The organism is Leisingera sp. ANG-M6 (genome assembly GCF_000813905.1).
GTDB lineage: Bacteria > Pseudomonadota > Alphaproteobacteria > Rhodobacterales > Rhodobacteraceae > Leisingera.
In genome coordinates, this window is the sequence record NZ_JWLG01000014.1 from 61,965 (window position 1) to 86,197 (window position 24,233).

The 24,233-nt window shown below is 59.1% G+C and carries 27 protein-coding genes and 1 pseudogene; 14 read left to right on the forward strand and 14 right to left on the reverse strand.

The genetic code is table 11. The annotated features are described in order from the left end of the window. Window positions 1-17 precede the first annotated feature (17 nt). From RA24_RS21790 to RA24_RS22000, 3 genes and pseudogenes are all read right to left on the reverse strand, one after another. A complete protein-coding gene (locus tag RA24_RS21790; RefSeq protein ID WP_152612844.1) occupies window positions 18-1,061 on the reverse strand; it encodes a histidine kinase dimerization/phospho-acceptor domain-containing protein in 1,044 nt (347 codons plus the stop codon). Further along, window positions 1,048-2,022, reverse strand: coding sequence for a phosphate/phosphite/phosphonate ABC transporter substrate-binding protein (locus RA24_RS12360; RefSeq protein ID WP_193747130.1), 975 nt, complete (start codon window positions 2,020-2,022; stop codon window positions 1,048-1,050). Before RA24_RS12360 ends, RA24_RS21790 begins: the two co-directional genes overlap by 14 nt. A gap of 415 nt (window positions 2,023-2,437) precedes the next feature. Further along, window positions 2,438-2,710 (reverse strand): annotated as a pseudogene (locus tag RA24_RS22000) (transposase); the annotation flags it as partial. Window positions 2,711-2,954: 244 nt separating this feature from the next. Here RA24_RS22000 and RA24_RS12370 point away from each other — a divergent pair. From RA24_RS12370 to RA24_RS12385, 5 genes are all read left to right on the forward strand, one after another. Next, window positions 2,955-3,872 carry an FAD-dependent oxidoreductase gene (locus RA24_RS12370; RefSeq protein WP_206540664.1) on the forward strand — a complete coding sequence of 306 codons (918 nt, stop codon included), beginning with the start codon at window positions 2,955-2,957 and terminating at the stop codon, window positions 3,870-3,872. Further along, window positions 3,869-4,012: a hypothetical protein gene (locus tag RA24_RS22790; protein WP_019294415.1), complete on the forward strand. Its 144-nt coding sequence runs from the start codon at window positions 3,869-3,871 to the stop codon at window positions 4,010-4,012. The genes RA24_RS12370 and RA24_RS22790 overlap by 4 nt, the downstream gene beginning before the upstream one ends. Window positions 4,013-4,090: 78 nt before the next feature. Further along, window positions 4,091-5,185 carry an alcohol dehydrogenase family protein gene (locus tag RA24_RS12375; RefSeq protein ID WP_039191888.1) on the forward strand — a complete coding sequence of 365 codons (1,095 nt, stop codon included), beginning with the start codon at window positions 4,091-4,093 and terminating at the stop codon, window positions 5,183-5,185. Continuing rightward, window positions 5,182-6,300, forward strand: a complete 1,119-nt coding sequence (locus RA24_RS12380) for a mandelate racemase/muconate lactonizing enzyme family protein (protein ID WP_039191891.1) — start codon at window positions 5,182-5,184, stop codon at window positions 6,298-6,300. Before RA24_RS12375 ends, RA24_RS12380 begins: the two co-directional genes overlap by 4 nt. Before the next feature lie 172 nt (window positions 6,301-6,472). After that, window positions 6,473-7,594, forward strand: a complete 1,122-nt coding sequence (locus RA24_RS12385) for a mandelate racemase/muconate lactonizing enzyme family protein (protein ID WP_039172563.1) — start codon at window positions 6,473-6,475, stop codon at window positions 7,592-7,594. A 164-nt stretch (window positions 7,595-7,758) separates the two neighbouring features. Here RA24_RS12385 and RA24_RS12390 read toward each other — a convergent pair whose 3' ends face one another. The 3 genes from RA24_RS12390 to RA24_RS12400 are packed head-to-tail and all read right to left on the reverse strand — an operon-like array spanning window position 7,759 to window position 10,571. Then, window positions 7,759-8,958 (reverse strand): Coenzyme F420 hydrogenase/dehydrogenase, beta subunit C-terminal domain, encoded by a 1,200-nt coding sequence (locus RA24_RS12390; RefSeq protein WP_019294419.1) that lies wholly within the window; start codon window positions 8,956-8,958, stop codon window positions 7,759-7,761. Window positions 8,959-8,976: 18 nt separating this feature from the next. Then, complete coding sequence (locus RA24_RS12395; RefSeq protein WP_039172557.1) at window positions 8,977-9,732, reverse strand: sulfotransferase-like domain-containing protein; 756 nt, start codon at window positions 9,730-9,732, stop codon at window positions 8,977-8,979. A 2-nt stretch (window positions 9,733-9,734) separates the two neighbouring features. Next, window positions 9,735-10,571, reverse strand: a complete 837-nt coding sequence (locus tag RA24_RS12400) for a hypothetical protein (RefSeq protein ID WP_019294421.1) — start codon at window positions 10,569-10,571, stop codon at window positions 9,735-9,737. Window positions 10,572-10,676: 105 nt separating this feature from the next. On the opposite strand from RA24_RS12400, the gene RA24_RS22280 reads away from it, so the two are divergent. From RA24_RS22280 to RA24_RS12415, 3 genes are all read left to right on the forward strand, one after another. Further along, the gene (locus RA24_RS22280) at window positions 10,677-11,591 is read left to right on the forward strand and encodes a LysR family transcriptional regulator (RefSeq protein ID WP_019294422.1); all 915 of its coding nucleotides are present in this window, start codon (window positions 10,677-10,679) and stop codon (window positions 11,589-11,591) included. 334 nt (window positions 11,592-11,925) lie between these two features. Further along, the gene (locus RA24_RS12410) at window positions 11,926-12,123 is read left to right on the forward strand and encodes a hypothetical protein (protein WP_019294423.1); all 198 of its coding nucleotides are present in this window, start codon (window positions 11,926-11,928) and stop codon (window positions 12,121-12,123) included. Window positions 12,124-12,360: 237 nt separating this feature from the next. Then, window positions 12,361-13,083, forward strand: a complete 723-nt coding sequence (locus RA24_RS12415; protein ID WP_039191894.1) for a hypothetical protein — start codon at window positions 12,361-12,363, stop codon at window positions 13,081-13,083. Window positions 13,084-13,257: 174 nt separating this feature from the next. Here RA24_RS12415 and RA24_RS22660 read toward each other — a convergent pair whose 3' ends face one another. The 4 genes from RA24_RS22660 to RA24_RS12425 are packed head-to-tail and all read right to left on the reverse strand — an operon-like array spanning window position 13,258 to window position 14,484. Further along, window positions 13,258-13,446: a hypothetical protein gene (locus RA24_RS22660; protein ID WP_199275856.1), complete on the reverse strand. Its 189-nt coding sequence runs from the start codon at window positions 13,444-13,446 to the stop codon at window positions 13,258-13,260. Between the two features lie 48 nt (window positions 13,447-13,494). Further along, window positions 13,495-13,884, reverse strand: a complete 390-nt coding sequence (locus RA24_RS22665; protein WP_019294426.1) for a hypothetical protein — start codon at window positions 13,882-13,884, stop codon at window positions 13,495-13,497. Next, window positions 13,884-14,084, reverse strand: a complete 201-nt coding sequence (locus RA24_RS22670; RefSeq protein WP_199275855.1) for a hypothetical protein — start codon at window positions 14,082-14,084, stop codon at window positions 13,884-13,886. Before RA24_RS22670 ends, RA24_RS22665 begins: the two co-directional genes overlap by 1 nt. Window positions 14,085-14,142: 58 nt before the next feature. Then, on the reverse strand, window positions 14,143-14,484 hold the full coding sequence (locus RA24_RS12425) for a DoxX family protein (RefSeq protein ID WP_019294427.1): 342 nt from the start codon (window positions 14,482-14,484) through the stop codon (window positions 14,143-14,145). A gap of 92 nt (window positions 14,485-14,576) precedes the next feature. Here RA24_RS12425 and RA24_RS12430 point away from each other — a divergent pair, with 92 nt between their 5' ends. After that, a complete protein-coding gene (locus RA24_RS12430) occupies window positions 14,577-15,455 on the forward strand; it encodes a LysR family transcriptional regulator (protein ID WP_019294428.1) in 879 nt (292 codons plus the stop codon). A gap of 430 nt (window positions 15,456-15,885) precedes the next feature. On the opposite strand, the gene RA24_RS12435 is transcribed toward RA24_RS12430, so the two are convergent. Next, window positions 15,886-16,842, reverse strand: a complete 957-nt coding sequence (locus tag RA24_RS12435) for an arginase family protein (protein ID WP_052254314.1) — start codon at window positions 16,840-16,842, stop codon at window positions 15,886-15,888. A gap of 413 nt (window positions 16,843-17,255) precedes the next feature. Here RA24_RS12435 and dctP point away from each other — a divergent pair, with 413 nt between their 5' ends. From dctP to RA24_RS12455, 4 genes are all read left to right on the forward strand, one after another. Next, window positions 17,256-18,293, forward strand: a complete 1,038-nt coding sequence (gene dctP, locus RA24_RS12440) for a TRAP transporter substrate-binding protein DctP (protein WP_052254313.1) — start codon at window positions 17,256-17,258, stop codon at window positions 18,291-18,293. Window positions 18,294-18,368: 75 nt separating this feature from the next. After that, window positions 18,369-18,953: a TRAP transporter small permease gene (locus tag RA24_RS12445; protein ID WP_039174626.1), complete on the forward strand. Its 585-nt coding sequence runs from the start codon at window positions 18,369-18,371 to the stop codon at window positions 18,951-18,953. A 9-nt stretch (window positions 18,954-18,962) separates the two neighbouring features. Continuing rightward, complete coding sequence (locus RA24_RS12450; RefSeq protein WP_039174624.1) at window positions 18,963-20,246, forward strand: TRAP transporter large permease; 1,284 nt, start codon at window positions 18,963-18,965, stop codon at window positions 20,244-20,246. Between the two features lie 15 nt (window positions 20,247-20,261). Continuing rightward, window positions 20,262-20,705, forward strand: coding sequence for a universal stress protein (locus tag RA24_RS12455; RefSeq protein ID WP_039191897.1), 444 nt, complete (start codon window positions 20,262-20,264; stop codon window positions 20,703-20,705). Window positions 20,706-20,753: 48 nt separating this feature from the next. Here RA24_RS12455 and RA24_RS12460 read toward each other — a convergent pair whose 3' ends face one another. Further along, entirely contained in the window at window positions 20,754-21,821 is a 1,068-nt protein-coding gene (locus tag RA24_RS12460) for an Ldh family oxidoreductase (protein WP_039191900.1), read from the reverse strand. A gap of 169 nt (window positions 21,822-21,990) precedes the next feature. On the opposite strand from RA24_RS12460, the gene RA24_RS12465 reads away from it, so the two are divergent. Further along, the gene (locus tag RA24_RS12465) at window positions 21,991-22,707 is read left to right on the forward strand and encodes an aspartate/glutamate racemase family protein (protein WP_052254312.1); all 717 of its coding nucleotides are present in this window, start codon (window positions 21,991-21,993) and stop codon (window positions 22,705-22,707) included. On the opposite strand, the gene RA24_RS12470 is transcribed toward RA24_RS12465, so the two are convergent. Both RA24_RS12470 and RA24_RS12475 read right to left on the reverse strand, forming a co-directional pair. Next, window positions 22,704-23,636 carry a LysR family transcriptional regulator gene (locus tag RA24_RS12470; protein WP_082020364.1) on the reverse strand — a complete coding sequence of 311 codons (933 nt, stop codon included), beginning with the start codon at window positions 23,634-23,636 and terminating at the stop codon, window positions 22,704-22,706. The two genes, RA24_RS12465 and RA24_RS12470, sit on opposite strands and share 4 nt — an antisense overlap. A 56-nt stretch (window positions 23,637-23,692) precedes the next feature. Beyond that, entirely contained in the window at window positions 23,693-24,139 is a 447-nt protein-coding gene (locus RA24_RS12475) for an Lrp/AsnC family transcriptional regulator (protein WP_039191903.1), read from the reverse strand. Window positions 24,140-24,233: the final 94 nt, after the last annotated feature.

The window sequence follows — 24,233 nt, forward strand, 5'->3', positions numbered from 1 at the left end:
TCAGAAGCTCCTCCAGATCAAGCGGCGCAGTCCGCAGCTCCAGCTTCCCGGCTTCGGTCTTCGGTCTTCGAGAAATCGAGTATTCCGTTGATGATGTCCAGCAGCGCTTCGCCGGATTCAGAGATCGTCCTGGCATACAGCGCCTGCTCCTCGTCCAGGCTGGTTTCCTCCAGCAGCGAGGCCATGCCCAGCACCGCGTTCATCGGGGTCCTGATTTCATGGCTCATTGTCGCCAGAAACTCGGACTTCGCCTTGTTGCCCGCTTCCGCCGCTTGTGTCCTTTCTTTTACCTTTTGCTCAAGCGAATTTGCCAGCTCTTTGAGCTCGGCATTGCTATGATCCAAGTGGCTCAGAACGTCGGTGAAAGCATCTGCCAAGCGGCCGACTTCATCGTGGCCGCACTCAGGGATTTTCCGCATGGCACTGCCCAGGCGGATACTGGTGGCAAAGTCCGTCAGCCGCTTGATCGACCGGGTTATCCAGCTCGCCATGATAACAGCTGCTATTGAGGCAAGTCCGGCACAGACACCGGCCAATAGCAGGGTCAGCCGGATGTGCTTCATCCATTCGGCATCAAGCTGCGCGGTGGAATATTCCAGCACCACATACCCCAGCCGCCGGTCCGCCGTTGCCTGCACCGGTCCGGCAACCCGGATCACGCCGTCCTGCAGCGAGGTGACCCATTCAGCGCGTTCCCTGGCCTGCCGCAGATAGGGTTCGTTGAACTCCCTTCCCCGCAGCGGGTTTTCATCGGTTCCATCGGTCAGAACACGCGTGCCCGCATCCAGGATCATCACCCGCAAGGCACTCTCGCCGACCAGGACCGAGCTCACCTGCTGGCGCATCAGTTTGACATTCAGCTCATACAACGGTTCCAGAACCGCCTCGCCCAGTGTCTTTGCCAGCACCTTTGCATGGCGTTCGAACGCAGCAACTGATGCTTGGTGGGCCAAAGTTATCGAAATGGCCGAAACCGCCCCTGTAACCGCAAAGACGATCAAAACCGTGTAGACAACCAGTTTTGTCCTGAGGCCCGACATGCGAAACTCAATAGTCGCCAATCAGGGCTGTCACCGGCGTTTCAAACTCTTCCAGCATGTCCAGCGTTTGATCCGGTATGGCATCGAATTTCGTTGTTCTTTCAAAATTTTCCAGAATCCCGCGGCCTTCATCGCTTTGATCCATGTTGATCAGCACGGCCTGCACCGCCGCGGTGAACTCTGTGGATGCCCCAGGAGACAAACTGACCACATGCCGCGGGATACTTTCCGTCTGGACAAGCACGTCAAGGCTGCCGAAATCATCTCCGGCGCGTTTTTTCAGCCCATTCAGCGACATGGCGCCGGCATCAACCAGCCCGCGCAGCACCCATTCGATGGTGTTTTCGTCATCACCGGAAAACACATAGCCCGTGGCCTCCGCAGGCCGCGCCGCCCGCGGGCCGCTCATCGCGGTGAGCTGAACACCTTGCGTTGCAATCGTGTGCCGGGGCAGGATGTAACCGCTGGAGGAGAAGGCCTCTTCAAAGGCGATGACCCTGCCCTTGAGATCTTCCAGCGACTGGATGCCGCTGTCCCGGCGGACAAAGACGACAGACCGGTATTCGGCGACACCCTTTTTCCATCTTCGCGCCACCAAGCGGCTACCGCATTTTGCCCTGACCGCGAGCGAGACAAGCGGGCTGTCGACAAAGACATCGACCTCGCCGCTGCGCAGCAATTCCGCCATATGCGCAATGTTCCGGGCAATTCTGACTTCTCCTGCTGTGATACTCTCATCCTGCAGTTGCGCTGCAAGATATTCGGCAAAAGGCAGGAAAACCCGGGCTTCCTTGACAGGCTCGTCGCTGATCGTGCCAATGACCAGGTTGCGGGCTGCCGCAACATGACCAAACAGCAGGCTGAGACAAAAGCAGGTTAATGAAACTGCATTCTTGAAGCTCACAGGGCTATTCCTCTCTTTTTCTGCAGACAGCGCGGAGCAAGGAACTGAATACCGCAAACTGCGCAGCCAGGAAGGCAAAAAACTCAATTTGTCTCATGGGGACACCCAAGCACAGAGGTTACACGGCACAGGCAAAGCATTCCTTAATTTTTTCCCACTGGCGGATTTTTCCTGCAACACTGGCCGGAAAACATCGCCTTCCCGTCAGAGCGGGGGGCGTCAGAGGTAGCTGGGAATACTGCGCGCTGACCGCTCCAGCAGCCAGCGAGCCACTCGCTTGGCTAGCCCCCAGCTTCAGCTCCTCGCCTGTCCCCACCTGCACCCCGCGCAGATCGTTGTTGGAACCGAACTCGATATTGCTTTCGGAGAAAAGGTAGACGTTGTTTCCAAGCGGCTGGAGGTCCCGGCAAATTCGATCAGCAAACGGTAGAAGATTAGCTTGGCGTAGCGCCGTGCTGAAAGAAGCCGCGACCGTAGGTCCGCTTCTTTCAAAGCGCAGCAGGTCCGGAACGGTGCCGCCTTCGTTCAAAACACCCATGATCTGTTCCCAGAGCCGGAACTGGCGGTAGACACTTAACCTCTTGCCGAACTCCTTAGTCAAATCGCGCCAAGAGACGCCGGTGCGGGCGATCCAGAAAATTCCATCGAGAACAAGGCGGTGTTTGGTGGGCTTGCGTTCGTACGGGGCTCAGACAGATAGGATTAACCGTTCAAAGAACACCCACTCCTCGTCCGGCATCAAATTTCGTGCCGAGCTGGTCTCCATCGCAGATACCAGCTTGAATTACGCTCAGCGGGTAGTGTGAATCCCTTTTGTCAACATGTCCTACGTAACGTGCGGTCTTCCGCAGCTGAGGGGTCAACTCGTCCAAATCTGACGAAAGCGACCTCAAAACAGAGATTGGTACATTTGTGTAATGGGTAATTCATGCTCATCCAAAGCATGTACATATGTGCCATTTGATGGTAACTTTGGTACATACGTAGCAGCAGGGCGCCTATCGAACCCCATGTCTCTCGAACAGGAAAATTGCGATGTCCAAAAAAAGAACCGCCAAGGTCGTCATTGTCGGCGGTGGCGTTTTGGGCTGCGGCCAGGCCAATCATTGGGTCATGAAGCCTGGGGCGAAAAAACGGTGCTGCTGGAACAGGCGGAGCTCACCTCAGGCTCCACGTCGCACGCTTGTGGCTCTTTCCGTCTGGCTTACACAGAAGACGAAATGGACTGGCTGCGACACACCTTGTCTGTTGGCCGCTCGCTTGGCTTCAAAATCGAACTGGTCGGTCTGGAATTCATCGCCGAGAAACACCCTTACTATAACCTCGAAGGTGTCGTTGGCGCTCTGTACACTCCAGACGACGGCCTCGTTGCCCCCTCCAACGTGACAATGGCGATGGCCACTGGCGCCCGACAAAAGGGAGTGAAACTCTTCCGCCAATTCCGCGCGACGAACATCACCCAGAACGACGCCGGTGAGTGGGTTGTTGAAACCGAGCAAGGCTCCGTCATCTGCGAGCACGTCGTCAACGCCGGCGGCACCTATGCACGCCAGATGGTCAAATGGTCCGATCTGCAACTGCCGATGACGTCGATGACCCACCACTATTTCGTCACCGAGGACGTGCCCGGATTCAAGGATCTAGACACTGAACTGCCGGTGATCCGCGACGACAAGTTGGCCTCGGGCTACATCCGCATGATGCAAAAGAAGGGGCGGATCGGGATCTACGAGAAAGAGAACTCGAACTCCGTCTGGCACAATGAATGTCCCTGGGAATATGAAAACTGGCTGTTCGAGGCTGATTACGACCGCGTCATGCCCTGGCTAGAAAACTCCTTCGAACGCATGCCGATCTTGCCGACTGTGCAACCGCGTCGGTCGCCTACGGTCACTCCGTCGGCAAGATCCTCGCATTTGCCTTCGTGAAACTGCACGTGAATGTGCTGGGTAAGGAGGTTGAGATCATCGCCGCAGGTGAGCCGCGCAAGGGCCGTATCCTGAGTGGGCCGGCCTATGATCCGAAATCGGGGCGCCCACCAACCGACGCCGTTCACCAGCCGGCATGATCCGCAAGAAGGAGCGGCGAAGCTGCCGCTCCTTAACGCCGATAGAAAGACATATCAAAGAAAACCAGGGAGGCCGGGATGATCCCGAAAACGATGAAAGCAGTTGTGTTGACCGGCCACGGCGGGCTCGACAAGCTGGTGTACACAGATGTGCCGACGCCCCAGCCCGGTAAGGGCGAAGTGCTGGTCAAGGTCGGCGCATGCGGGCTGAACAACACCGATATCAACACGCGTACCGCCTGGTATTCCAAATCCGTCGATGCAGAATTGGGCAGCGGCAGCACCGATGGCTTCGAGGAAGCGGATGCCGGTGACGGCACCTGGGGCAGCGGCTCTTTGAACTTTCCGGTCATTCAGGGCGCGGATGTTGCTGGTGAAATCGTTGGCGTCGGGGAAGGCGTAGACGCAACGCGGATCGGTGAGCGGGTCATGATCGACCCTTGGCTGCTTGGCCATGGTGACTGGCTCAACACGGAAAACTCCGGCTACTTCGGATCCGAAGCCGATGGCGGCTTTGCCGAATATACCATAGTGCGTGCGGCCAACGCGGTTCCTGTCAACAGCACACTCAGCGATGCGGAACTGGCCACCTTCCCCTGCGCCTACACCACCGCCGAGAACCTTGTGCAGCGCACCGCGCCGCGCCCTGGCGAGACCGTGGTGATCACTGGCGCATCGGGCGGCGTCGGCTCCGCCGCCATTCAGCTGTGTCGGCTGCGGGGCTGCAAGGTGATCGCGGTGGCCAGCCCAGCCAAGGCGGCACTGCTTCTGGAACTGGGTGCTGCCATCGTCATCGGCCGCAACACGCCCGATTTGGAAGCTGCAATCCGCAAGGCTGCCGTTGGGCTGGTGGATATCGCTCTCGATGTGGTGGGTGCGCCAATGTTCATGCCGCTGATCAACGCACTGCGCCAGGGCGGCCGCTATTCGACCTCCGGCTGCATTGCCGGGCAAATGGCGGAATTCGACCTGCGCCAGCTGGTTTACAAGGACCTGCAGCTGACCGGCGCGACGATTTGCCCGCCCGGCACCATGCAGCGCGTCGTCGGCATGATCGAGACCGGCGCCCTGAAGCCGCTTCTGGCTGAAACATATCCGCTGCGCGATCTGGCCGCTGCGCAACAGGCCTTCATGACCAAATCGCACGTCGGAAACATCGTGGTGACACCATGAAAATAACACGCATTCGAGTATTCAAGACCCCGCTGCCCTATGTCGGCGGCTCCTATGGCTGGGGGGCGGGCAACGCCATAACCACCTCGATGTCGTCGGTGGTTGTGGTTGATACTGACGCAGGGCTGCAAGGCTGCGGCGAGTTTGCTCCTTGCGGTGAAAACTACATGGTTGCCCATTCTGAAGGGGTGGAGGCGTTTGCCCGCCTAGCCGCGCCGCGCCTGCTCGGGGAAGACCCGCGCCAGCTGCGCCGGATCGAGCGGCTGATGGATAAATTCGTGCAGGGCCATGGCTATGCCAAGGCTCCTTTTGATGCGGCCTGCTGGGACATTCTTGGGCAATCCACCAACCAGCCGGTGTGGATGCTGATGGGGGGCAAGCTCACCGATGGCGCGCCGATGTACCGGGTTGTGCCGCAAAAACCTGTGCTGGAAGAAACCATTGCCGAGATGGAGCTGCATCGCGCAGCGGGCTACCGGCAGTTTCAGATCAAGGTGGGCGGCGACTGGGTCACCGACATCGACCGCATCCGCGACGGCGTGCCGCTGCTGAAACCGGGTGAGAAGGCAATGGCCGATGCGAACCAGGGCTGGCGTGTCGACAATGCCATCCGTGTGGCACGCGCGACCCGCGATCTGGACTTTATCCTGGAGCAACCCTGTCACAGCTATGACGAATGCCAACAGGTGCGCCGTGTGGCAGAGCAGCCGATGAAGCTGGATGAATGCGTGACCGGCATCGAAATGGCCCGCCGCATCGTGAATGACCGCGGGGCTGAGATCTGCTGTCTGAAGATCTCCAACCTTGGCGGCCTGTCCAAAGCCCGCCGGGTGCGTGATTTCCTGATTGACCATGGCATACCGGTGGTTTCCGAAGATTCTTGGGGAGGTCAGATCACGACCTCGGCGGTGGCGCATTTCGCCGCCTCCACGCCAGAGGAAATGCTGGTCAACTCGACGGATCTGATGAATTACATCACGCGCAGCACCGGGATCGGCGGACCGGCAGCGCGTGATGGCAAGCTCTATGCCTCTGACACCCCGGGGCTGGGCGTGACGCCGGACTTTTACAATCTCGGGGCGCCGGTTTTCGAGCTTGCGGGGCAGGCGGCATGACTGTCAGCAAATCAGAAGCCGCAGAATTCACACCGCCGCTTCCGGCCTGCAGCACAGCGTTAGCAGCCCACCTCTCTGAAATGACGCTGAGCAAAGTGCAATCCCATGAGGGGCGGTCGGTAGAAAACGCCGCCGCGGACAATCCTCAAATGCCCGCAGAGGAGACAGCAACATGAAAATCTCGCGCATTACAGTCTACCAGCTCGATTTGCCACTCACCAAGCCCTACTGGCTGTCCGGCGGGCGGCTGAAATTCGAAAAGCTCGATTCCACCTTCGTGCGCGTCGACACCGATGAAGGAATTACCGGCTGGGGCGAAGGCTGCCCGTGGGGCCATACCTATCTGCCGGCGCATGGGCCCGGCATCCGTGCGGGCCTGGAAACGCTGGCCCCGTTTCTGATCGGCGAAGACCCCCGCAGCCTTGGGCACATAAACCGGCTGATGGACGTACAACTGCCCGGCCACCCTTACGTGAAATCCCCGGTCGACATGGCCTGCTGGGACATTCTGGGGCAGGCCAGCGGAATGCCGCTGTGGCAGCTGATGGGCGGAGCCCAAGCCGCGCCGGTTCATGTCAATAGCTCTATCTCCACCGGCACACCCGATGAAATGATCGCTCTTATCCTCGAAGCGCGCGCCGCCGGGTACCGCACCCATTCTGCAAAGCTAGGCGGGTCCGACCCGCAAACCGATATCGAACGGATCGAGGCGATAACTTCGGCTCTGCTGCCTTCTGAATTCGTGACTTATGACATCAACCGGGCCTGGCTGCCGGGCGTGGCATTGCAAGTTCTGAACACCGTGTCGGATGCCCGCAGCTGGATCGAACAGCCCTGCGAAACGCTGGAACAATGCGCCTATGTCGCCCAAAATGTGCGCCAACCTGTTCTGCTGGACGAATGTCTGCACACATTCGACGATCATCTGCGCGCCTGGAAAACAGATGCCTGCGCGGGGCTAAAGGTCAAACCCAACCGGCTTGGCGGGCTGACCAAATCCCTGCAGGTGCGCGATTTCGCCGTATCCGTCGGCTGGAAGATGCATATCGAGGATCTAGGCGGATCCGCCCTGGCTGACACCGCGGCGGTCCACCTGGCCAGCAGCACCCCGCCTGAGCATCACATGGACAGCTGGCTATGCCACTATCATCTGGGGGTCGATCCGGTCCCGGGCCAGGGCGCACGCAACATCGGGGGCAAAGCCACGCCACCCGATACGCCTGGGCTGGGCGTTACTCCCGACACCGGCATCTTCGGAAAGCCCGTCGCCTCATATGAAATCCGCGCCAGATAGGAACTGCGCACAGCACCAGAAGAAGCCACCGATGAAGATCGTACGCATCACTGCCTGGGAAGTCCCGCTGAACGATCAGTTCGGACCAAGGCGGACCTTAACACAAGCTGCTGTGCGGCGTACGCCAGTTTCATCGCAGGTCAAATCCTTTGGGCTGGACCCTGCTACGGAAGTTCTTCATGGAACTTGCCACAGCGGACACGCTGCAGGGTTCCCATCTCCTCCTGGGCATCGTGGGTGTCGAGAGCTTCCAGCCTTAGACCTTCATGTTCATATACCGGGGAGCCTGCGGCAGCCATGCCCCTGAGCCGAGCGGACAAGGCGTGTTTCTTGCGGACCTGATGCGGCTGAAAGGAGTCGAACTGGCGGGGGGTGATGTCTGCGCCGGCGGTCAGGCTCCCTGCTTCGCTCGCGGCACGGAAGAGCTGCTCGCCGGCCGCTGTCCGTGTGATCACCCCGTTGAAGCCTTCGTCATCGCCATCAGGGCTGGCATCCGGCCATATATCCGCGGCTGCTACATCCGCGGCTTCCCCCAAGGCATCGGGACAAATCTTGCAGCGGGTCTGGATGCGCCAGCCGCTTTCGTCTGCCCACATCTCGCCATAGGTTTTCTGAAAGGCCCGGCCATCGCTTGTTTCGATCCGGGTCAGCCCTGGGTTGCCATAACCGCGGTAGCGGAACAGAGCGATGTCATCCTCGGACAGATCGTACTCATCCAGCACGGCCTGCGACTTGCCCAGGTCCGAGGCCCCGCCGCAGACCATAACCAGCACCGCCACAAGGTTGCGGGTAAGCCGCTGATCGGTTTTGGCAAGCTCGCGCAGCGCACCGGCGTCGCAGGGTTTTGCGACCACAGCAAAGGGCGCATCCCAGTCAAGCGCAGCGGCCAGACCTGCCAGCGTGTCGCTCGGCCCATAGCGCGACCCGGCCCGATCCAGCACCTGCCCCGGCGTATCGCTGAGACACCACTTAGAACGCATCGGCGCCTGCGGGTCAGCCTCGCAATGCAGGATAAATTCCACCTCGCCGGTTCGCAGAAGATGCGCAGCCAGCGCAGTCAGGACACCGCCAGATGCCGCCCGGAACCTGGTGTCCGGATCAACCGCCCAGGCTTCCTGCATCCGGTGATAGCCGCCCCAAACCGTGTCCGTCCGCGGTGCGGCCTCGCTGATGGGGCGGGCGATCACCCCTGGACAGGCCTGCAGGATCTCCGCATCAGATCCCGCGCCTATCCTGGACGGGCGCAGGCGGCCCTTCGGCGTAAAGGCCATTTTCCAGCGTTCAGGCGCCAGCGCCTCGCACAGTCCGCAACCGATGCATAGACCGGCTTCGACGACTTCTTTCACTGAACCGGGCTGCTGCATCCTCTAAATACTCCTGCTTTAATCTGCGGGTTGCAGCACACGTATGCGGTGCTTGTACAGGTGATCATAGTGCGGCTTCATCCGGCGATGCACCCGTTGGACCCGTTCCGGCGTGTCCTCAAGATCGATGTACTTGCGCCTCTGCGGCGTCAGGCCGGTGGATTGGGCCAGGTTTGCATGAAACGACCCGCCGTCCCACCAACTGTGGGCAGAGGGGTCGCCACCCGCTTCCCATGTCAGCGCCTCTTGAATGAAGGGGATGCCAACTGCATCGCAGAAGGCCCGTGTCATCTCCTCCGGGTATTCCAGCAGATCGTCGCTGTCGACGACCGGCGGAGGTGTGCCATTCAGCGCCGTCAGCAGATCGAACAGGGCCCGCTGCTCGGGAAATCCCACTTCCAGCTCATCAAAGTCGGGCCACTTGTGGTGCATCGATGTGATGGTTTTGGCCGGATCGCGGATCAGGAAAGCATGGGTAAATTGCGACAGGAACTTCGCGTCCCACATGTGATTGATGTAGTGCGGAAAGTCCTTAAGGAAGACCGGACCCTTGCGCGCCCGTTCCCGGATATCATCCCACACACTGTCCAGTGTCAGACCGGGCGTTGTTTTTTCCCCCTCCCTGAACCGCGGCCACAGAGGGTCTTCGCCCTGATACCAAGCCTCACCAAAAGGCTCGTGCAGGCAATCCAGATCACCGCGCTGCCGCATCATCCACTCAAACGCGGTGGAGGTAGAACGGGGAATGGCCCAAAGGGCAACAATCTTATGCATGATCAGTCCTTCAAAGATGAAAGCAGGCTGCCGAGCGGGGTTTCCGGCGCAATGCCGAGAGTTTTGAAAATCTGCCAGTAAAGCGCGATGTCATGGCCGATGACCGGCTTGCCCAAACGCTCCTCCAGCGCGGCGGCATAATGGACCGGGCGCTGCGCAATCCCGTCCGATGGGCGGCGGTAATTGCTCATTCCGTTGATCAGGTAAGCATCGGCATCGGGGGCTTGCTCTGCGGTAAACTCAAATGACTTCCAGATCAGTTCTTCGTCGAAACACCAGATGCAGTCGTCGACCTCCTGCTGAGAAGCAAACCAGCCCTGATCAAAGAAGTTCCCGGCCCAAAGCACGTCGAACCCGGCCTCCTTCAGAAAACCCGCGGTGCCCTGATACCAGCTGGCAGGATGGTAGCAGGCATTCAGCGCCACCTTCTCGACATTGCTTGCACGCAGAGCTTCAACCATGGCGTAGCCGGCCATGTGAAACGGGGTCTCGTATTTATCGCTCAGCATTTCGCAGTGCTGGCGGATCCCTTCGACCCCAAGGCCGGAGGCATGCACCCAGTTCGACCCCACCTGGCCGCAAACATCGGCACCATTGTTCGCCATGCATTCCAGAAAATCCTCAAGCATGCCGAAGTTCTTTTTTCGCTGGTCCAGCCGGTGCGCATAATCTGGCACATGCAGCATCCAGCCGTGGGCTCCGACACTGCGCGGCGCCATGCGGAGGAAGTCCGAAGGGGCTGCATCGAAATCATGCGGCGGGCAGGTAAAGCCCACCTGGTGCGGGAAGAGCTTTACCTTGGGATCCGCCCATTTACGTGGTTTTTCGTAGTCGTCCATGCTGCAATCTGCCGGTCGGTTAGGGTGTCTTTCACACAGGAGCTTCCCTGGGATCCCCGCGGATTTCCATTGCTTTTGCGTCTATGGCGACATATCGAAACTGATATGCCGGAACGGAAATACTCTCTCCCCTCCTTCAACGCGCTGACTGCATTCGAAGCGGTGGCCCGCCTTCAGGGGTTTGCCCGCGCGGCGGAGGAGTTGAACACGTCACAGCCCGCCATAAGCCGCCATATCCGCAATCTCGAAATCCGCTTCGGCACACTGCTGTTTGACCGGGGAAGCTCACCCATCCGCCTGACAAGAAAGGGGCAGCAATTCTATGCTGGGACGGTACAGGGCCTCGACATGCTGCAGGATTCGGTCCGCGGCCTGGCGCGGACCGGGAATCTGGTCACCCTGGTCTGTTCGCATTCGGTTTCACATCTTTTGCTGATGCCGCGCCATGGTCAGCTGCGTAAAGCTCTGGGCCCGGAGGTTGAGCTGCGCCTGCTGACCGCAGAATACAACCTCACCCGGTCGGCAATAGATACTGGAGCTGATATCGTATTCGAGTACTCATCACTCCCTCCGACGGAAGAGCACGTCGTGGTTTGCGAGGAGGAAATCAAACCGGTCGGCACGCCTGAACTGATCGAGCAGGCGAAAGCAGCGCTCGAAAGTTCCTGTGCCCCTCCGCCGCTGCTGGAATTGAGCAAGGACAATTTCGGCTGGATGACTTGGCGGGACTGGCAACGGGCACATCCTGACTTTTCTGGCTGGCAGGTCAGAGAGAAGTTCGACAGCTACGTCTATTTGCTGGAGGCCGCTGCGGCCGGCGCCGGCTTGGGACTGGGTTGGCGCAGCTTTGCCGATTCCTATCTTGCCAGGGGTTCCTTGGTTGAAATGCCCGTGGATTGGCACTCAAGATGCACCCGGCTCTATGCAAAGCTTACCCGGTTCGGTCGGGGCAACCCGTCCGCTCAACGCTGCCTCGAGCTGCTTGAATACATGGCCGCTGGCATAGGCCCGAAGAAATGAAGGAAAACATTGCTGCGGGCAGTCCCAGGCCTTTTACACCCCCGGCGGCGTACCGGTTTTCTTCTGATAGCGCCCGTACGAAGTCCGCCAAGGATTAATTGCGCGCTCTGGGCGCCATCTACTTGTTCCGGGATGGTCCGCTGGCGCCGGTCGCACCGGTGGGTGATTCAGTGACTGTCCTGCTGCTTTGTCTGCTGGCGATCGGTTCCTATGTTCGGGATTTTCGCGTTGGGCTGGGCGACTGGCCGGTGCCAGCGCTAGCCCTGAGAGTATCGCTGCAGCCCGGCAAAGCCTGCGTTCTGCAATCGCCGAGGATGGCGGCGCGCTGCAGGACATGTCGGTCACCAAACTTGGGCGTACTTTCTTGGTGACGGTCTATTACAATCCCGGCCGCCCGGTCTCGGCGGCAGAAATCAACAGTCTGAATTTGCGAATGATCCAGGATGCGCGCAAGGCGCTGACCGGGGCGGATGTGTTGCTGGTGATTACTGAACATCCCAGGCGCTGGCCCGAAGCGCTAAACCCATTTTGAATGGTTCGATTCCGGTAAATTGGCCTCACAGCTAACCTCGTTACCACGCAACATCTGCGCAATGGCGGCAAAATCCACCGAAAAGACGGCCCACAACTGCCATTCAGCATTAAGCCGCATGTTGCCGCGCGGCCTGTCTTACTGGCCATTCGCTGCAGGCGCGAAATTCTGATAACGCCAAATTCACCCTGTGCGGACATCATGGCACTACAGCGCGGACTGTGGCAGCATCCTGGCATGATCGAATTCCGCACTCTCGCCGATGACCATCCCGACCTCGCGCATTCTCCGCTGCTTCGGGGCGCTCTGCTTACTCTGCAATATGCGCAGAAGCACGGATCAATCGGTTTGACCAAAACCATGGCCTTCAAGCGCGTCTTCGTCCATTGGGCCGTCGAGCATTTCGACTGGCCGGGGAGAAGTGCAGAAGAGATGTTCCGCTACAACAAGGTGATCAATGAGTATGAGTTTCCCCCGCTCGAGGTTTTGCATTTCCTGCTGATTTCCCTGCGCCTGGGACGTCACTTCAAGGGGGAATTTCGGCTGACCAAGAGTGGTACACAACTGGCACAAGCCCCTGGCCACTTGTTTTCCAAGCTGATCCCCTACTTTGTGTTCCGGATTGATCACGCTGCCTATGCGCGCTTCGACGACCGCCCCATAGGAGAATGGGACGTCTGGATGAACGTGATAAACGTAGAGGCTGATCAGGGCACGACCGAGGCTGCTTTGTTCGAAGCCTTCTATGGTGAGCCACAAGATTGGCACACCGAGGGGTGGCGAGAGATGGCCGCGTTCTCATCTTGCGTGCTACGACCGCTCGAATGGGCGGGGTTGCTACTCGAGACCCGCGAAGACGGCCCTGCCAAGCAGGTGTGTCATGTGTTTAAAAGCCCGCTCTGGCGCAGCGCACTTAACCTTGACACCGATGACATGCTGCGACCGATGTTCGTTCAGTGACGTGTTTTTCACTGCTCCGAAGATCCAAGGCTGATTGCGTATGATCCGGCCCATTCCCGACCTTGGCAACAGCATCCTGATTCTGTGGTGCAGCCCGCCGTTTCTGCCGTTCGCCGCGACTGCGAGGACTTGGCGCCGGTAAACTCACATAGTGCCGGACGGAGCCAAAATTTGTTACCGATTTTGCAATGACTGCTTGAGTGGAACGCGGCTATAGAACTTGCCCGAGTTTCTCCAGGTCTCCTTTGGACCGATCTTTTCCTGAATGTCCCAGTGCTCGACGATCTTGCCCCCTTTGAGGCGAAACAGATCGAAGAAGGCCCAGTCATCACCGCCTTGTTTCACATGGCTGTAGATCACCACGAAGTTGCCCTCGCTCAGCAAACGGTGACTTTTCACATATTGCGCGGCCTAGCCACTCCTCATCATCTCTTTCAGGTGCTTGGCCAAGCCTTCCAGCCCGTCGCCTGTTTCGGGGTTGTGCTGGTCGTATTGGCCGGCGGAGATGTAGTTGGGTGCCAGATCGGTGCGCCCGTCTATCAGCACCTTTTCGGCAAAGTCCTGCACTAAGGCCTTATTCGCCTTTTTCTGGTCTAGGTCCTCAATCCCGGTGGGGCCGTCCACCATGGTGCGCCCGGAAACAGTCGGCCATTTGTATTCGGCGATGACGTCCCAATGCTCAACGATACGGCCTTCATCATCGGTGTCGAATATGTCGCCGGTGACCCACTGCACCTCGCCGTTGTTGAGGCTTTGGTAGACGTGGCAAAAAAGGAAACGCCCGTCCTCGATGGTTCGCACTACCTGAATGTCACGGACAGGATTGCGTTCCAGAAAGGGTGTGAAGAATTCAATAACCCCTCCTTGCCGTCTCGCACGCCAGTGGAGTGCTGGGTATATCTATCGCCTGTGTACTTTTCGAGGGCCTCGGCCATTTTGCCGTCGCGAATGCCTTCCAGATACAGACCCTTTGCAATTGAAACGCGGATGCTCTCTGTCATGTTTTTTCTCCAACTGCGCGAACTAGAAAAGTCCGAGGAGGCCCAAGAGCGCCGGAATTCACGACCACACGACAACGGCAGAAAGTATGCCTGTGATCATCGCAGGAACGCCTTCTTTCCATGTGTCCCAGATCAGGTGGCACCCGACGGCGCCGATTGAGGTGCCGAGGAGCGCCAGTGCCCCCAAGGTTCCAAACACTGAGCCCTGAAACCAGATTGCAACTGCTCCGAACAACTCGGCAAGACCGACAAGCATCATGATCTGCCGGTTCAGGCCGTATTTTATGAACATCGTTAATTGGGTGTCGAAGATAAACTTTTGCCAGCCGAAAATCTTGATCGAACTGGCAAACAGAAAAAAGGCCGAGAGAAGCCCAACAAAGATGCTGATGAGTGTCATGTTCAAGGTCCTCTTCTGGCAACAAGCTAGCGGTTGCAGCGCTTTTCAAAAATATGGATCATGTTGAAATCATTATTCAGTCAGGATGAAAGATGATCGATGACCTTCGCGCCATGGCCATTTTCGCTACTGTCGCTGAAACCGGCAGTTTCTCGGCTGCGGGCCGACGGCTGCGGCTGGCCACTTCGGGGATCAGCCAACATGTGACCAAGCTGGAGGACCGGCTCGGTGTCACGCTGTTCTACCGGTCTACCCGCTCGCTTTCGCTGACCAGTGAGGGCAAGAGGCTTCTTGAGCACACGCAGCGCATGGTTGCAGCTGCTGAAGACGGGTTGAACAGCGTCGTTGACATCAGCAATGAGCCAGCCGGAGCACTTACTATAACCCTGCCTGCCTTTATGGCAGGCAGCAGTTACGAACGGGCCATCTGGGATTTCGCGTTTCAGCACCGGGCGGTGGCACTTACCGTCCGCTACCTTGACCGCAATTTTGACCTGGTGGCCGAAGGGATTGATCTGGCCTTGCGTGTGGGGGACTTGCCCGATTCCAATCTGCGCTCGCACCGTTTGGGCAGCGCAGGCAGAAAGCTCGTTTGCGCACCGTCCTATCTGGCAACCCTTTCGGGCGTGACAACGCCGGATGATCTGAAAACCGCAGATTTTGTAGCCATGGAAGGTCTGATTGATCAGGTTGTCCTCACAAAGGGCGAAGACCAAAGAACATTGCACACCAATCGGGGCCGCGTGGTTGTCGATAGCTTTGCCGCCTTGCGGTCTGCGCTTTGCGCAGGTTTGGGGATCCAAAGACTGCCTGCCTTGGTGGCAGATCCAGAGCTGGAAAACGGAACCCTTGCTGAAGTGCTCCCTGACTGGTCAATTCCGGATCTAGGCACCTATGGCGTCTGGCCCGGCACCAGCCGGCGACGTTCTCTTTCGCGCCTCTTGATCGACCACATTGTTGCATGGACCTAGAAAAATTGTGGAGGCGCTCCTGCAGCAAGGATAGCAAACCTGCCATTGATGCAGCGCGCGAGATCTTGCAAAATGGGCTCTCAGCCGACCTCGGATGCGGCGCAGCATCCGCCTTGAACCAAGCCAGCGGTTCGTAAAGGACGGCCCTTAGCTGCCGCGGATCAAGGGGGCCGTCGCCGCGGTGCAGCTTCCCCAAAGCGGCCCTTCGCACTCGGCTACGGCATTTCAAACTGGCTAGTGCCTTGTGGACAGGAAAATCCAGTCATTGTTGCAGAAGCGGCCTGGACTGTGCCGCTTGGCAGCTAACCACAGCCCAGATCCCCTTAACCTCGGTGCTTCAGACTAGTTAATGGCCCTTATCAGGCCATACCGACTTCCCGAGGCGGACTCCGGTCCGCTCGCAGAAAGCGACAATTGCCAAATGGAAAGATTATGCCATCTGCTGGCGTGCGATAATCCCCATCGTTGCCGCGACGAGACGCGATACTGTGATGCCGCCTATGCCATCCACATCGACCTCGGGCATGATTTCGACGAAATCGATTGCAGCGATGGATCCGCGGTCTGACACCCCCTGGATGAGATCCAGCACATGATAGTAGCTCAATCCCCCTGGTGCCCGCCCGATAGTGTTGGGGGCAATGCTGGGGTCCATGGCATCGATGTCAACACAGACGACTACATTTGCGCCGGGCTCAATCTCTCCCAGTGCGGGTTCGATCCCATTGCGGTGTACATCAGGGCCAGAAAAGAATTTCACTCCCCAAGCCAGCGCATCTTTGTAATCATCCGTATGGGCTGAGCCAATACTGCGCGCGCCTACCTGGATGATCTTGCCGATGTGATCCATTTCGGAGGCGCGGCGCATAGTTGACGACAGGCCTTTGGTTTCGCCCATATGCTCATTCCGCCAGTCGATATGTGCATCGATCTGTAAAACGGTGTAGGTCTTGCCCGTCTCCCCGAGCGCTTCCAGCATGGGGACTGGAACGGAATCGTCTCCACCTACTAGGATCGGGACCACACCGCGGCCGGTAACCACCGAAATCGCCTCACGAATTGCGGCACGGTTGGCGGCAAAATTGGTTTCACTCCAGGGCAGATCCCCACAATCCACTGCTGCCTTCGTGCCGGGGGGGAATGTGGGGCCATCCAGATCGAAATTGTGGCGTTCAATGTTTGCAGTCAGGGAGGCAATGGCGCGGCGCAGCGAGTCGGGCCCGTTGCGGCAGTAGGCGCCGACCGAGCCGTAGGGAGTCGCGCAGGGCGCGCCGATGAAAGCGGAGGAAGCGTCGATCTGGGCCAGATCGCTGCAGGCCTCCAGGCCGAGGAATGTCTCTGCGGAAGTTGCTCCAAACAGTGCTGCGAGATCGGGTTTATCTGTCATGTGCCTATGTCCCTTGGCTTCCTCCAGTTCCAGGACTGCCCCTCCGCGTCGCAATTGCGCGGCCCATGCCGCAAAGCAACAGGGCCAGGAGACGGTGACGCCCTGGACTGCTCGTTTCCAGATCAATCTAGGCAATGAAGCCGACTCGAAACATCTGGGATCGGCAAAGTGTACTTGCCGGGTTGGGGCTGCGACGGGCGCTTAGCAGCGCCGATGGCCGGATGTGTCGCCTTTCGGCAAAGTGAACATCGCACGCCAGGAATTTAACTTGCCGCTCCGGAACAGGACCTTTGGCCGATCCCTTCGCCCGGCGAGTCGGCCTACATGAGCCTGCCGGGCAGATGGGAAAACACAGCTAGAATGGTGCGGGTCCGACCTACCGCACCGATCACTGCAAAGTAGGGAGTGAACACATGAAGTGGTGGAAACCAGAACCCCGGAAGCTGGCGGCAGGCGTCATTGCAGCCGCGGTGGCAGCAACCATCGGCCTGACCGCCTCCGGCGCGCGCGCGGATACATGGAAATTTGCTTTCGAGGAGGCGATTGATGAGGTCCAGGGCAAATTTGCGCAGCGCCTCAAGGCGGAGATCGAACAGAATTCGAACCACACGCTGCAACTGTTCCCCTATGGCACCCTGGGTGAATCCGACGATGTGATGGAACAGGGCCAGGCTGGCATTCTGGAATTTGTCATTCAGTCCCCCGGCTTCACCGGCGCTCTGATCCCCGAGGCTCAAGTCTTCTTTGTTCCTTATCTTCTGCCCAACAGCCCGGAGCATCTGGCCAATTTCTTCCGCGACAGCGTAGCTATCAACGAAACATTCAAGGATATCTATGCGGAACAGGGCCTGGAGCTGCTGCAGATGTTCCCGACAGGCGAAGTCGTGATGACCACCAAAAGTGCGGTTCACAGCCCGGCCGACCTCAACGAGGTCAAGTTCCGCGTGATGACCAACCCGCTGCTGGTGGAGGCCTACAAGGCGTTCGGCGCGGTACCGACTCCGCTGCCCTGGGGCGAGGTCTATGGAGGGCTCCAGACCAATATCGTCCAGGGGCAGGAAAATCCGACTTCCTTTGTCTGGTCCACCAAGCTGTACGAGGTGACCGACGTAATAACATTTACCGGTCACAGCAACTTCACCACTGCCTTCATGGCCAACAAGGAGTTCTTTGACGGGCTCAGCGAAGCGGACAAGGAGGTGGTGCGCAATGCGGTGTCGGCGGCCTTTGAATACATCGTCGCCTACCAGAAGGGCCTGGAAGAGGACTCCCTGAAAAAGATCCTCGAAGCCAAGCCGGAGATGCAAGTAGTGGTGCTGAACGAAAAGGAACGGGCGCCTTTCCGAGCAGCCGCCAAGGCAGTGGAAGCCAAGTTCGTCGAGATGACCGGCGAACGGGGGGCTGCAATCCTGGAACAGATGAAGGCGGATATCGCCGCCGCGATGCAATAACGCGGACCGGCATTCAGGAACAGTAGCTGGCCGCGGGTCTGCGGTCAGCCCCGCCAAATGCAGGGGAGGCCTCCAATGGCCCAGAACACACCCGAAACTTCGGCATACGGCTCTGCCCTGCCGGGCATTGCCGGCATGATCGACACATGGGTCAGCCGGATTGAGGCCTTTTTGCTGGCCGCGGCGGTCATGCTGATGGCCATGAACACCATGTCCAATGTGGTGGGCCGCTACTTCTTTCAGCAGAGCCTGTTCTTTTCGGAAGAGCTGAACCGAGTCCTGATCATCCTCGTCACCTTTTCCGGGATCGGCTATGCGGCGCGCCATGGCCGCCACATCCGAATGTCGGCGGTGTTTGATGCGCTGCCCGCCGCACTGCGAAAGAAGATGATGATCGTGATCGCGCTGGTCACCGCGGCAGTGATGTATGCGCTGTTCTGGTTCTCCATCGATTACGTGTTTTTCAACGTCGCCCCCAAGGGCCGGGTGCTGCCCGCCTTGGGCATCCCTGTTTATTGGTCCTATCTCCTTGTCCCGCTAGGGTTTTTCATCGCCGGAACGCAATACGCGCTCACCGCGCTGAAGAACCTGTCCGGCACCGGAACCTATCTGTCGACCCATGTGCGCGAGGGGTACGGCCAAGACGAAATCGAGCTGTAGGACCTGCCGATGGCACTCAAGATTACCACTATTATGATCGTCCTGCTCCTAGCAGGTTTTCCGATGATGATCCCTTTGCTGCTGGGCTCGGGCTACGGGTTCTACGAGACCTTCGGAGGCTTCGGCAAAATGGATTTTATGGTGCAGCAGATGCTGGCCGGGATCCGCCCTGCCTCGCTGGTGGCGGTGCCGATCTTCATTCTCGCAGCGGAGATCATGACGCGCGGGCAGTCGGCCTCGCGGCTGATCGACTTGGTAATGACCTTCATCGGTCACATCCGTGGCGGCCTGGCCGTATCCACCGCCGTTGCCTGCACTCTGTTCGGCGCGGTATCTGGTTCGACGCAGGCCACCGTTGTCGCTGTCGGTTCGCCGCTGCGACCACGGATGCTGCAATCCGGCTACAAGGATTCCTTCACTCTGGCGCTGATCATCAACGCCAGCGACATCGCTTTTTTGATCCCGCCGAGTATCGGCATGATCATCTACGGCGTGATCTCGGGCACCTCGATTGCCGAACTGTTCATTGCCGGCATCGGGCCCGGACTTCTGATCATGGTGCTGTTCTCGGTCTACTGTGTCATCCATGCCAGCAGAAACAACGTGCCGAAAGAGCCCAGGAGCAGCTGGCGCGCGAGGTTGGCCGCGATGCGGGCGGCATTCTGGCCCCTGGGGTTTCCCGTCATCATCGTCGGCGGCATCTATGGCGGGGTGTTCAGCCCGACCGAAGCGGCCGGGGCCTGCGTGCTCTACGCCATCATTCTGGAATTCATCATTTTCAGGACGCTCGGGCTAGCGGATCTCTACAAGATCGCAAAGTCCACCGGCCTGATCACATCGGTGGTGTTTGTCCTCATTGCCGCAGGCGCTGCCTTTTCCTGGGTAATCTCATTCGCCCAGGTGCCGCAGGCCATTCTCGGGTCGATCGGCATCGACGGGATGGGCCCGAAAATGGTGCTGGCGGTGATCTCAGTGTCGTTCTTTGTAGGCTGCATGTTTGTCGACCCGATCGTGGTGATTCTGATCCTTGTGCCGATCTTTGCACCGGTCGTCGAAGCCAATGCGCTGGATCCGGTGCTGGTCGGAACCATCATCACCCTGCAGGTGGCTATCGGTTCCGCCACGCCGCCGTTCGGCTGCGATATCTTTACGGCGATTGCGATTTTCAAACAGCCCTACGCGGACGTCATCCGCGGGATCTTCCCGTTCACCTTCATCCTGCTGAGTGTGGCGGCGGCACTGATCTTCTTTCCGCAGATCGCATTGCTCCTGCGCGACATGGCGTTCCGGTAGGCAGGGAGCAGAGCTATGTACCAGAAAATCCTATGCCCCGTGGACGGTTCTGAGGGGGCCCGCAAGGCCCTAAGCGAGTCGGTGAAGCTGGCAGGGCTGACACAGGCCCGGCTGCTGATACTAACCGTGTTCCGCCATCACAGCCTGCTCGATGCGTCGCTGTCCATGGTCGATGTGGATGACCCGGACACAGTGGAGGATGTGCTGCGGGCCCATGCAGTAGGCATCTGTGAAGAGGCAAAATCTGCGGCTTTGCAAATGGGCGCAAGCCATATCCGCGCAGTGGTGAAACGCGGCCCGCCTGCGCGCACGATCCTCGGGTTTGCAGAACAGAACCGCGCCGACCTGATCGTTCTGGGTGGACGCGGCTCCGGAGATGCGGAAAACTACCTGCTCGGCAGCGTTTCGCACAAAGTCACCAGCCTCGCGAAATGTTCTGTGCTGGTCACTCACCCTTGAGCGGCCGCTGGGGCGGCACGGCCTGACGGCCGCGCCCGTGGGTGAATGCTACACTGCGGGCAGGTGGATACCGAGCTTGCAGGCGGCGGATGCCATCAGCTGCCATTCTTCGTCGCGCACGAAGATGCCGTTGGCTTGGTTATCGCGCATTGCTTCGGCCGCCTTTGCGCCGTGCAAGCGCACGCGGTCGAACCCGTTGGCCGCGCGCGACGAAGAGAGGGTCTCGACCATCCTCTCTACGGCTCCTGCAAAATCAGCCGGATCCTGGAACTTGGCGATATCAATGGCGATGAAGGTCTGGCCATAGAACGCCTGCCGGTTCACCCCGTCCGAAGGGTGCTCATCCTGCCAGCTGCGCTCGCCGCTCAAGAGCGCTGCGAGCAGTTCGACGATCAGCACCATGCCGAACCCCTTGGGCCCGTCGGGGAGAAGCGCCCCGGCCATGCCGGATTCCCGGTCCATCGGGTTCAGGATGACCTGCGCGGGGTCGTCCGTGTAATTCCCTTGCGCGTCGACCAGCTGCCGCCCGGGCAGCTTCTGGCCATCGCGGGCCGCCAGAACGGTCCGGCCCATCGAATTGGCGCTGGTGGCCATGTCGATCACGATAGGGTCCCGGTCGCCGGCAGGCACCGCAAGTGAGATCGGGTTGGTGCTGAACCAGGCATCCCGGCCGCCCCATGGCGCAACCAATACAGGCCCGGTGCTCATCGACATGCCGATCAACCCCTGCTCAATCGCCTGGATCGCGTAGTTGGAGGCCATGCCGTAATCGGCGCCGCCGCGCAGGCTGACAAAGCCGATGCCGCAAGTGCGGGCCTTTTCAATCGCCAGATCCATCGCGAATGTGCCGCTGATCTGCCCCATGCCCCGTTTGCCATCAACAAGCGCCGAGGCCGGATTATCCCGGATGATTTCCGGCGCACTGCAGAAGGCCATGACCCCTGCGTCGAACAGCTCGACCAGATAGGGCAGCAACCCCATCCCTTGCGTCGTGTGTCCGCGGATGTCCGCGCGCAGAAGGCAGGTGGCAAAGGTCGCCGCCTCCCGGCCGTCCGCCCCCAGTTTGCGGGCAAAGCCCGTATAGAGTGATTTTAGCTTACCCTCTTGAATCCGCATAACTTTCTCCAAAGGGCCAATTACGCCCCGCCCGCAGGGAGGCCCGCCGGAAGGTAGAGAGGTCGGCCTGCCAAACAATAGCCGGGCGGCGAAGTTCACTTCGCGGCTTTGCAGTTTCAGAGGGGCGGCGCGAATGTCAGCCTTCTCCTGTCAACGCAACAGGTGAGATATGACTGTCTATAGATTGCTTCCCCAGGCGCAGGGCTATGGCTACGAGCTCGGCCTGCTGCTGCTGAACCTTGTCGAAACGCATGTTCCCGGCGACACCGCACATGCGGGAACCTACGACTACCCGGTGCTGATGAAGGTGGTGGAGACGGCCGATGTGGGGCGGGTGAGCGGCGGCGACAAGTCCATAGAACAGGATGTTATTGCCATCGCGGTTGAGCTTGAGCGCATGGGTGTGAAGGCGATTTCCAGCAATTGCGGATTCATGCTGCACTATCAGGATGCGGTCAGGGAAGCCGTCAACGTACCGGTTTTCCTATCCAGCCTTCTGCAATTGCCGCTCATTGCCAGGTCGATCGGGGCATGGCAGAAAATCGCGATCCTGACGGCCTTTGCGGATCGGCTGACGCCGGACGTGCTGCGCCTGGCGGGCCTACCCGATAGCGCCGAAGTGGTTGTGTCGAGCATCGAAACTACGCCCGAGTTCCGCAGCATGCAACAACAGGACCTGGATACGGAGGCTTTCGGACACCGTTTGGAGCAGGCCGCGCGTGCCCTGTGCAACGGCCCGGACGATATCGGAGCTCTGCTTCTGGAATGCGCGGTCTTCACCCCCTATGCCGCCCGGCTGCAGCAGGCGGTAGGCGTTCCGGTCTATGATTTCATATCGCTCATCGATCACGCCCGGCAGGTCACCCACCGCAAGGCGAATTTCTAGCTCTCGCTCTGCAGCACGTTCCCCGTCAAACCCGAGGCGAGGCTGGTGAATATCTGCGTCGCCGTGCTTTCGTCATCCGCCCGCACCGCCAGGCACATGCGGGAATCATAGTCCATTTCCGGGTGTGACAGCGGCCACAGCTCGCCTGATGCCACATAGCTGCTGACATGGCGTGCAGGCAGGTAGCCGATAAACTTGCCCGACAGGATCAACAGGAGCTGGCATTCGACATCCACGGTTGTCGCCGCCACGTTCAGCGCCCGCGAGGAATAGGGGGCCCAGCCCTCCATATGCGCCCTGTCGGCGAACGGGGCAGCGCGCAGCTCCTCCTCGGCTGGTGACTTGCCGTAGAGAGGGTGATTGCGCGCGCAGAACAGGATCTGAGGGTTCCTGGCTTCCAGCTCCAGCACCTTCAGACCCGCCAAAGGTCTGAAAACAGGCAGAATGATCACGCTGAAGCGTTTGGCGGTCAGCTCCCGCACCAGCGCTTGCGGGGAGGCCAACCGCAAATCGAGGTGCAGGTTTGGGGCTTTCTCCGCAAAAGCGCCAAGCAGTTTCGGAATGACGCTGTCCTTGACCTGCACAACGCTGTCCACCGTCCCGGCATAGAAGTTGCCGTTCAGATCATCGCGCACCTCTCCGACTTTCAGACGGAACCGGTCGAGATCCTCGAACAGCTCGATCGCCGCATCATAGAGCTTTTCACCCGCGTCGGTGAGGCGGAACCCCGACCGGCCGCGCAGGCAGAGCTTAACCCCGAGGCGATCTTCGAGCTTGGTGATGTACCCGCTGATCGTGGATTGCCCGATATTCAATTCGGTCTGTGCCGCTGAAAATCCGCGGTTTCGTGCAACGCTCACAAACACCCGTAATAGCCGGAGGTCAATGTCCTGAAGGTTTGGAATCGGGCGTGATCTTAAGCTGGGCATACATCGTACATTCCGGATGAATCGGAGTTAAATGCTCCTCGCTGCCGATGTAAAAGTCAAACACTTGAAAGGAGAATGCTGGTCTCGCTATTCATCACACCATCGATCAGCCGCACTTCGCGCAGGACGCGGTCAAAATCCTGCAAGCTGGCAACCGTGATTTCAGCGATCAGATCCCATTTGCCGCTGGTGGTGTGCATCATCGTCAGCTCCGGAAGCCCGCGCATCCTGCGGATCACCTGCGAGGTGTTCTTGCCCATCACCTCAATCATCATGATGGCGCGGATCTGATCGCTTTCATAATCATCGCGCACCCGCGCGGTGAACCCAAGCAGCGCACCGCTCTCGAGCAACCGGTCGAACCGGGTCTGCACCGTGCCGCGCGACACCCCCATGATCTCGGCCAGTTTCGACACCGGTGCCCGGCCATCCTTGCGCAACAGGCTGATCAGCAGCCGGTCGTGATCGTCGAAGATATGCTTGGCGCTGCTTCGCTGCTTCATCTCTGTTCTGCAATTTGCTCAATAAGTACCAACATATTGTGCAAGCAAAGAGCTGTAAACCTGGCATAGTTTAGGTTTCTAAAGCAATCTGCAT